Raw genomic sequence first — 8,645 nt, forward strand, 5'->3', positions numbered from 1 at the left:
CCTTTTCGTAAATGCGATCAAAGGTTCAAGGACCGTCCGATGATTTCTTTCATTATCTCGGTTGTGCCGCCGTAGATGGTCTGAACGCGAGAATCCATGAATGCCTTGGCTACTGGGTATTCTTTCATGTAACCGTAGCCACCGTGAAGTTGCAGACAGCGGTCGATCAGCTTGACCTGCGCCTCGGTTGTCCACCATTTGGCCATGGCTGCCTCTTGTACGGTCAGCTTCTCGTTGTTGAGTTGTTCGATGAACTTGTCCACGAGGATGCGGACGGCTGTGGCCATCGTGGCCTCCTCCGCCAACACGAATCGTGTGTTCTGAAACTTGCCGATCGACTTACCGAAAGCCTTACGGTCGCGGCAGTACTGGATGGTGCTCTCCAGGACGGATTCCATGACCGCAGCAGCTACGACGGCGATGGACAACCGCTCCTGCGGAAGGTTTTTCATCAGGTAGAGGAAGCCCTGTCCTTCGTCGCCCAGCATATTGGCTGCGGGAATTCGGACGTCGGTGAAGCTCAGTTCTGCGGTGTCCTGTGCCTTCAACCCGATCTTGTCGAGGTTGCGGCCACGTTCGAAACCTGGCATTCCTCGTTCCACGACGAAGAGGCTGAAACCCTGTGCTCCCTTGTCAGGATCAGTGCATGCCACGACGATCACGATGTCTGCGTTGATGCCGTTGGTAATGAAAGTCTTGGAGCCGTTGAGAATCCAATCATCACCGTCGCGAACTGCTTTGGTCTTGATCCCCTGCAGATCGCTACCAGTTCCGGGTTCCGTCATGGCGATCGCAGAGATCAGTTCTCCCGAGGTGAATCCCGGGAGCCATCTCTGCTTCTGTTCGTCGTCGCACAGGTCGATCAGATAGGGCGCAACGACATCGTTGTGCAGCATGAAACCGATACCACTGTAACCGCCCTTGGTGGCTTCCTCCGTGATGACGACGTTGTATCGGAAGTCCTTGACTCCTCCGCCACCGAATTCTTCGGGAACATCCATCCCGAGGAATCCTTGCTTGCCGGCTTCCACCCAGACATCGCGGTCGACGATGTTCTGCTCTTCCCACTTTTCATGAAAGGGCGCGACGTGCTGCGCCAAGAACTTCTTGAAGGATTCCCGAAAGAGTTCGTGCTCGGGTTCGAAAATAGTACGTTCCATGCCATCTCCCACTAGGTGGATGCACCGCGTGTCAGCTGAACTCCGTTGCACCCATTGAATTGTCGTACCAACGATAGAATTCTTCAGAGCCGGGGTCGATGACCCGGACGATCAGGATCGATGACCGCATCCGTCAGCGTCGGCCATCGCAATACCCTTTCGAACTATCCTGCTTCGCAAGACAGGAGGTCATACCTCGCGTCGACGGAGATCGATCGGTTGGCCGTCCGAGGGGAACGGTAACGAGGTGAAGTCCAGTGGTGCAACGTAATCCGCGTCGACGTGCCAGTCGTATCGGAGCAGCAGGTGATGCATGATCGTTTTGATCTCGGCACCGGCGAACGACATGCCGAGGCACTTGTGTACACCGCCGCCGAACGGCTCCCAGGCGTATCGGTGCACCTTGTCTTCACGTCTATCGTCCGCGAAGCGCTCGGGATCGAACCGTTCGGGTTCGGGCCAGTACTGCGACATGTGATGGGTGAAGTGTGGGACCACCGCTGCGTAGCTTCCCGCGGGGACGAAATGCCCCTGTATTTCGGTGTCGTGCACTGCTCGGCGCGCCATCACCGGTACCGGCGAGACAAGCCTGAGGCATTCCTTCATGACCAGATCGAGGCTGCTCAGTTCATCGAGATCGCCATAGCTGGGCGCCGACGTTCCCAACGCCAACGACTCCGTCCGGCATCTTTCCTGCCACTGTGGGTGCTGACCCAGGTACTGCATCATCGTGGAAATGGTGATCGTGGAGGTGTCGTGGGCGGCCATCAGAAGGAAGATCATGTGATCGATGACCTCGTCGTCGCTGAAGCGTTGACCGTCCTCCGATTCGATGTGACAGAGCACGGAGAACAGATCGTCCGTTTCGCTGGCTCGACGTGCCGGTAGGTAGTGCCGGAAGAAGTCCTCGAGCACCTGACGGCCATCGAGCCCCCGCTTCCACCTCGTACCCGGAACCGGGTAGCGGACCACCGAGGTAGCCGCCTGCACACAATCGACGAAAGCTTCTTTCACCAAGGCGATTTCGCTGGCGGTGGAGTCTTCCGCGCCGCCCATGAAGATTTCGGTGGCGAGATCGAGGGTGAGGGTTTTGAGGGCACTGTAGGCGCGGAATCCGGATGTCGGAGCCCACCCGTCGAGCGCCGAGTCCAGCGCCGGGTTGAGCACGTCGACAGTTTTCTCGAGCCGTGATCGGGTGAACGCCTGCTGCATGATGCGTCGATGCCGCAGATGTTCCTTGGAATCGAGCAGCATCAGGCCACCGTGAAAGAAGGGGCCGATCAACACCGACCAACCGTCGCCATTGGCGAATGCCCGATCCTTGTTCTGCAGCACTTCCTGGCACGCATCCGGCCCCAGAACTGCAACCCAACGCCTCCCGACCATCGAGAACCACGACACCTCGCCGTAGCTGTCCCATTGTTTTTGCATCAACGCCAGCGGATCACGGATGTATTCGAACGAGTGCCCGACGCCGGGGATCCCGGATCGCCCCGAGATCGGGCGCAGGTTCGAGCCAGCGGGTGGGGCGGCCAGGACTTTGGACATCACGAAACCTCGACTTCGTTCCTATCTGACAGCGCGTCCTGTCAGATGATCGTAGTCTGCGTCACAGTGATCGCATCTGTCAATATGCCGTTCCATGACCCCTCGTACCCGGAGTGAGCGGCGAACAGCGCGCAGAACTGCGGTGCACGAGATTGCTGGTGGCCGGACTGGCCGAGTTTCGGACAAACTGCGGGACGCTCGAGCAGCGCAGTAGCCTCGACTACGTTTGCGTGTAGAGAATTTCCTTCGGATGGCCGTTGGTGAACAGTTCCCAGTACGACTCGGCAATCAAATCCGGATCGAAGAAGGTGCCTGGCTGGACTACACCGCCGATGGTCACGATACCCACAGTGATGCCATGCGGTGCCAGTTCCTCGGCCAGGGTGAACGACAGATTTCGCAATCCGGCTTTACCTATCGAGGCAGACGCTCGCGAAGGGACGGGGTTCAACGCAAGCATGCCGCCGGTGAACAGGATGGTTCCGGACTTTCGTTCGATCATCCCGGGGATGACCTGTTGCGCGGACGTCAGACCGCCCATGACATTGACTGTGAAGTCGCTCAGTAGCGCCTTTTGCTCCAAGGTCGACGGTTCGCTGATCGTGTTGGATCCCGCGTTGTAGACCAAGACGTCCGGTGTCCCGAATTCTGATGTGATGCGGCCGAACGCGGAGATCAAGGTATCCGATACCGAGGCGTCGGCAGCGATCCCATGGGCTTCGATATTTTCCTTCTGGAGTTTTGACACCTGCAACTGCAGTGATTCTGCATTTCTGGCAAGGAGGATAACCGTGAATCCTTTATTGCCGAACTTCCGGGCAATGCTTGCACTTACGCCGGAGCCTGCCCCAACGATTACCACAGTGGACTTGCTCATCCTGATGACCTCCTGAATAGACCGGGTTCGATGCGCACAGTCTTCACCGTGTGCGCTCGGTCGGCGCGTTGTACGAACTCAACGTCGGCATCTACGAAAGCGCCGGGCCGGCGATGAGGGGGTGCGCTCGCGGGCGGAGGTGCTTCGTCACTCGTTCAGGACTACCGGCCCGTAGGTGTCGGCATACTCGAGCGCGAGTTCCAGCTTCAGCCTGTTCGGTCCGATTGGACGGCCGAGCAACTCCTCGGCGCGCTGAATGCGGTAGCGCACGGTGTTCTTGTGGACGCCGAGGGACCGCGCGGCCGCGTCCGGACTGCGATTCGCCGCCAAATAGCTGCGCAACGTACGACGGAGCATCTCCGAGGATGCATCGCTACCGTCGAGGCCGCGGAGTTCACGGGACACCATTGCCCTGGCCGCGCCAGTATTACCTTCGAGCAAGTGAAGAATCTCGATGTCCGCATAGTGGATCAGATGGGATCGACCAGGATGAGACTCCGAAACATGCTGAGCAGCAATAGCTTCCGTATGACTCTGACGAAATCCATGCATTCCCACGCCTGGACTACCGATTGCCACCCGAATGCCGATCGGAACGTCCTCGCCGATAGCCAGCGCCGTGAGATCTGGTTCGCAATCCGCGGTCATCCATGCCCATAGACCCCGCGATCCTGAAGGCACCGTCAGCAGTTGCCGAGCCCCGATTGTTGCGGCGAGCGAACGGGCGACGGAATCCAAGAGGCCGATACCGTCCTCGGAAGGCTCCGGCTGCGAGTCTTCGAACCACAGCACAAGGGCAGTGTTATACCGGAGCAACGGGTAGTCCAACCGATTCGACGCCGTCCCGACATCCGAGATCTCACCTCGTATAATCGCCTCCACGGTTTCCGCCCGCCGGGCGAACGCGCCGCTCAATCCCCGTTCCCTCTCTTGCCCGTAGGTGTCGGCGAGCACCTCCAGTGAGACGTTGAGCCAATGACTTGCCCGCTCCAGCAATCGAATCAGAACTTTCGGTTCCAGCACCGGGTCCGTGATGCGCTCACTCGCAGTCTCCGCCGCGAATTTGAGCAGCGCCTTCTGTCCGACGCGGTAGATCTGCATCAGCACCCTCAGATGCATACCCCGGCGAGCGATTGTTCGTGCAAGATCATGCGCCGCCGGCGGGGGTTCCACCTCCGAGGAATCACCGGTGAGCCAAACAAGCAATGCGCGTCCCTGCTCGCGAGTGCTGACGCCTAAATCTCTTCGAAGCTCTCGGTCCGCGGCAACCTCGGGGACCTCGGCCGCGATCGCGGCGGCGAAGCGCACGACGAGGCCGTCCAGCGTTTCCGGCACCAGCGCCTCCGCTGCGAAGTCCCGGAGCCAAACAAAGACCATGTCATCGGAGGACACGCCGACGCCCCTTTCATCTTGGACTTCGAACACAGATTTCAACGGATCTTTTAGCCAAATTGGCCAAGAATCGGTGTGACAATTGTGCAATCGTAATAGTCAATGTCTTACATCACAGAAGGCGGGTCTCGCATGACATCGGAGAGCACGGTGCACACGAACCACAAGAACATCGACGTGCACTGCCCCGCTGACGGCCGGTTCGTCGCATCCGTCCCGGACGAGGGTGCCGCGACGGTAACCGAGACGGTCAGAGGCTTGCGCACCCACCAATCCGAGTGGGAGGCGCTGGGGCCAGAAGGACGAGCCATGTGGCTCCGGAAGCTGCGGGACTGGCTCCTCGACAATGAGCACCGCATCATCGACGTGCTCCAGTCCGAGACCGGCAAGCCACGCGCTGAAGCAGCCATCGAACCTGCACTCGCGTGCGATTTGATCAACTATTTCGCAGACAACGCCGGTAAGTTTCTCGCCGATGAGCGGGTAAAGCCGCACGGCCCTCTGTCGATGAGCAAACGACTGATCAAAACCTTCCGCCCGTATCAAGTGGTGGGTGTGGTCACACCATGGAATTTCCCGCTCGCGATGCCGGCGATGGACATCATTCCAGCTTTGCTTGCTGGTGCAGCTGTGCTGCTCAAGCCATCCGAGGTCACGCCACTGGCAGCCGTAGAACTGGCGCGGGGATGGTCGGAAATCGGCGCTCCCCCTGTCTTTTCGGTACTCACCGGCCGCGGTGACACCGGTGCATCGGTCGTGGATTCAGTGGACTTCGTGCAGTTCACCGGTTCCACTGCAACCGGTCGAGCGATAGCGATACGGGCTGCCGAGCGACTGGTGCCTTGCAGCCTCGAACTCGGTGGCAAAGATCCTGCCATCGTGCTGGCGGATGCGGATCTGGACCGTGCAGTCGCCGGAATCGCCTGGGGTGGATTGTTCAACGCCGGACAGGTGTGTGTGTCGATCGAACGCGTCTACGTCGAAGCGCCGGTGTACGACGACTTCGTCGCGCGACTCGCGAAGCTCGTAGGCTCGCTGCGTCAAGGAGCCGACGACGATGGATACGGAATCGACATCGGCGCCCTGGCGACCCCGGCCCAGCGCGACCTTGTCGCGCGGCACGTAGCCGACGCTGTGGAGGGCGGCGCCACTGCGCTGACCGGCGGCAAAGCCGGCAGCACCGGCACGTTCTTCGAGCCGACAGTCCTCGTCGACGTCGATCAATCGATGGCCTGCATCCGAGAGGAGACCTTCGGGCCGACAATCCCGGTCGTGAAGGTTGCCGATGCCGATGAAGCCGTGCGCTTGGCCAACGATTCCGAGTACGGACTGTCCGCAACCGTGTGGTGCGGGGACCGAGCCCGCGGCGAGGAGATCGCCCGCCGACTCGAAGCCGGCGCGGTGAACATCAACGACGCCTTCTCCAACCTGTTCGCGCTGGGACTACCACATGGAGGCTGGAAGCAATCCGGCCTCGGCGCACGATTCGGTGGCGAGTACGGAATTCGGAAATACACTCGGCAGCAAGCGATCACAGTACCGCGCGGACCCAAATTGAAGCGCGAGTTGCTGTGGTACCCGTACTCGCCGATCCGCGGTCGACTCGTCGGCCGCGTCCTGAGAGCCCTCGTCGCGCGTGACCCACGCCGTCGCTTGTCCGTGACAAGCCGCTCGAAGACCCTGTAACGACCATAGAAGGACGGAACATGACCAATTCTCTGCGTGGTCGCGTCATCGCGATCACCGGCGGTGCCCGAGGAATCGGATTCGCTACTGCCACGGCCCTGACCCAACTCGGCGCAAAAGTAGCGATCGGGGACATCGACGACGTCAAACTGAAAGAGTCCGCGACCGAACTCGACCTGCTCAGCTACAGCAAGCTCGACGTAACGGACACCGAATCGTTCGAGGCCTTCCTCGACGACGTGGAAGCAAAGCTCGGACCTATCGACGTGCTCGTCAACAACGCCGGCATCATGCCTGCGGGCCGAATCGTGGACGAGCCCGATGCGGTCACTCGCCGGATCCTCGATATCAATGTCCTCGGAGTCATCACCGGTTCCAAACTGGCGGCTCGGCGAATGTTGCCGCGCGGCCGTGGCCACGTAATCAACATCGCCTCACTTGCAGGCGAGATTTACACACCGGGTCTGGCCACCTACTGCGCCAGCAAATATGCCGTCGTCGGCTTCACTGACGCGGCTCGGGTGGAGCACCGCGGCACCGGAATCGAGTTTTCCGCAGTGCTACCGTCTTTCGTCAACACCGAGCTCACTGCCGGCACCAAGGGGATTCCCGGACTCAAGAACGCCGAGCCGGAGGACATTGCACGCGCCATCGTCTCACTGATCGAAAACCCCAAACCGAAGGTGCGGGTGACCAAGCTCGTCGGTGCCCTCGCTGCAAGTCAAAAGTTCTTTCCACGTCGGATCGGCGAAGCCCTCAACCGCGCGCTCCACACGGACAAGGTATTTCTCGACGACGTCGACATCACTGCTCGGCAGGCCTACGAGGAGCGGGCGCGTCACAGCTGAGAGTCCGCACGATCGGAGCCACCGATAGAAAGTACCAAGCATCGTCATGAACAGTGAAAACGTAAATGCAACAACAGCTGAACCGTCCGAGAAGCATGACCTGCGTCCACTTCGCGTCGCTATCGTCGGCGCCGGACCGGCAGGCATCTACGCCGCCGACGCACTCATGAAGTCCGACTACAACCTCGCCGGCCGCGGCGTCAGCGTCGATCTGTTCGAACGCATGCCCGCCCCCTTCGGACTCATCCGCTACGGCGTCGCACCAGATCACCCCCGCATCAAAGGCATCATCACCGCCCTACACAAAGTCCTCGACAAACCACAGGTCCGCCTCCTCGGCAACATCGACTACGGCACCGACATCACCTTGGGCGACATGCGCCGCTTCTACGACGCCGTCATCTTCTCCACCGGCGCCAACGCCGACCGCGACCTCAACATCCCCGGCATCGACCTCGACGGCAGCTACGGCGCCGCCGACTTCGTCTCCTGGTACGACGGCCACCCCGACGTCCCCCGCACCTGGCCCCTGAACGCCGAAAAAGTCGCCGTCCTCGGCGTCGGCAACGTCGCCCTCGACGTCGCCCGCGTCCTCGCCAAAACCGGAGACGAACTCCTCCCCACCGAAATCCCCGCCAACGTCTACGAAGGCCTCAAAACCAACAAAGCCACCGAAGTCCACGTCTTCGGACGCCGCGGACCCGCACAAGCCAAATTCACCCCCCTCGAACTCCGCGAACTCGACCACTCCGCCAACATCGAAGTCATCGTCGCCCCCGAGGACATCGACTACGACGAAGGCTCCGAAGCAGCACGCCGCGGCTCCAAACAGGTCGACATGGTCGCCAACACCCTCCAAGACTGGGCCATCCGCGACGTCGGCAACCGCCCCCACAAACTGTTCCTCCACTTCTTCGAATCCCCCACCGAAATCCTCGGCGAAGACGGCAAAGTCACCGGCCTACGCACCGAACGCACCGAACTCGACGGCACCGGCAACGTCAAAGGCACCGGCAAATACAACGACTGGGACGTCCAAGCGGTCTACCGCGCCGTCGGATACCTCTCCAAAAACATCGCCCAACTCCCCTTCGACGACCAAGCCGGCACCATCCCCAACGAAGCAGGCCGCGT

7 protein-coding genes are annotated in these 8,645 nt (G+C 60.5%); 3 read left to right on the forward strand and 4 right to left on the reverse strand.

Features of this window, described 5'->3' with window-relative positions:
- Positions 1-17: 17 nt before the first annotated feature.
- From O1W68_RS04890 to O1W68_RS04905, 4 genes are all read right to left on the reverse strand, one after another.
- Positions 18-1,160: an acyl-CoA dehydrogenase family protein gene (locus O1W68_RS04890; RefSeq protein WP_269301730.1), complete on the reverse strand. Its 1,143-nt coding sequence runs from the start codon at positions 1,158-1,160 to the stop codon at positions 18-20.
- Between the two features lie 189 nt (positions 1,161-1,349).
- On the reverse strand, positions 1,350-2,708 hold the full coding sequence (locus tag O1W68_RS04895) for a cytochrome P450 (RefSeq protein WP_269301731.1): 1,359 nt from the start codon (positions 2,706-2,708) through the stop codon (positions 1,350-1,352).
- Positions 2,709-2,928: 220 nt separating this feature from the next.
- Entirely contained in the window at positions 2,929-3,585 is a 657-nt protein-coding gene (locus tag O1W68_RS04900; RefSeq protein WP_269301732.1) for an SDR family NAD(P)-dependent oxidoreductase, read from the reverse strand.
- A 147-nt stretch (positions 3,586-3,732) separates the two neighbouring features.
- A complete protein-coding gene (locus O1W68_RS04905; RefSeq protein WP_269301733.1) occupies positions 3,733-4,977 on the reverse strand; it encodes a PucR family transcriptional regulator in 1,245 nt (414 codons plus the stop codon).
- 132 nt (positions 4,978-5,109) lie between these two features.
- On the opposite strand from O1W68_RS04905, the gene O1W68_RS04910 reads away from it, so the two are divergent.
- From O1W68_RS04910 to O1W68_RS04920, 3 genes are all read left to right on the forward strand, one after another.
- Positions 5,110-6,663, forward strand: coding sequence for an aldehyde dehydrogenase family protein (locus O1W68_RS04910; RefSeq protein ID WP_269301734.1), 1,554 nt, complete (start codon positions 5,110-5,112; stop codon positions 6,661-6,663).
- Between the two features lie 20 nt (positions 6,664-6,683).
- On the forward strand, positions 6,684-7,511 hold the full coding sequence (locus O1W68_RS04915; protein ID WP_136170395.1) for an SDR family oxidoreductase: 828 nt from the start codon (positions 6,684-6,686) through the stop codon (positions 7,509-7,511).
- A gap of 46 nt (positions 7,512-7,557) precedes the next feature.
- On the forward strand, positions 7,558-8,645 hold a 1,088-nt coding region (locus O1W68_RS04920), incomplete at its 3' end, for an FAD-dependent oxidoreductase (protein ID WP_269301735.1).

Origin of the sequence: Rhodococcus sp. H36-A4, assembly GCF_027158005.1 — a bacterium.
Classification (GTDB): Bacteria; Actinomycetota; Actinomycetes; order Mycobacteriales; family Mycobacteriaceae; genus Rhodococcoides.

What these genes read in the sequence shown, in the direction of transcription:
- O1W68_RS04890 (WP_269301730.1), bottom strand. Translation starts at nt 1,160, where the DNA reads ATGGAACGTACTATTTTCGAACCCGAGCACGAACTCTTTCGGGAATCC.
- O1W68_RS04895 (WP_269301731.1), bottom strand. Translation starts at nt 2,708, where the DNA reads ATGTCCAAAGTCCTGGCCGCCCCACCCGCTGGCTCGAACCTGCGCCCG.
- O1W68_RS04900 (WP_269301732.1), bottom strand. Translation starts at nt 3,585, where the DNA reads ATGAGCAAGTCCACTGTGGTAATCGTTGGGGCAGGCTCCGGCGTAAGT.
- O1W68_RS04910 (WP_269301734.1), top strand. Translation starts at nt 5,110, where the DNA reads ATGACATCGGAGAGCACGGTGCACACGAACCACAAGAACATCGACGTG.
- O1W68_RS04915 (WP_136170395.1), top strand. Translation starts at nt 6,684, where the DNA reads ATGACCAATTCTCTGCGTGGTCGCGTCATCGCGATCACCGGCGGTGCC.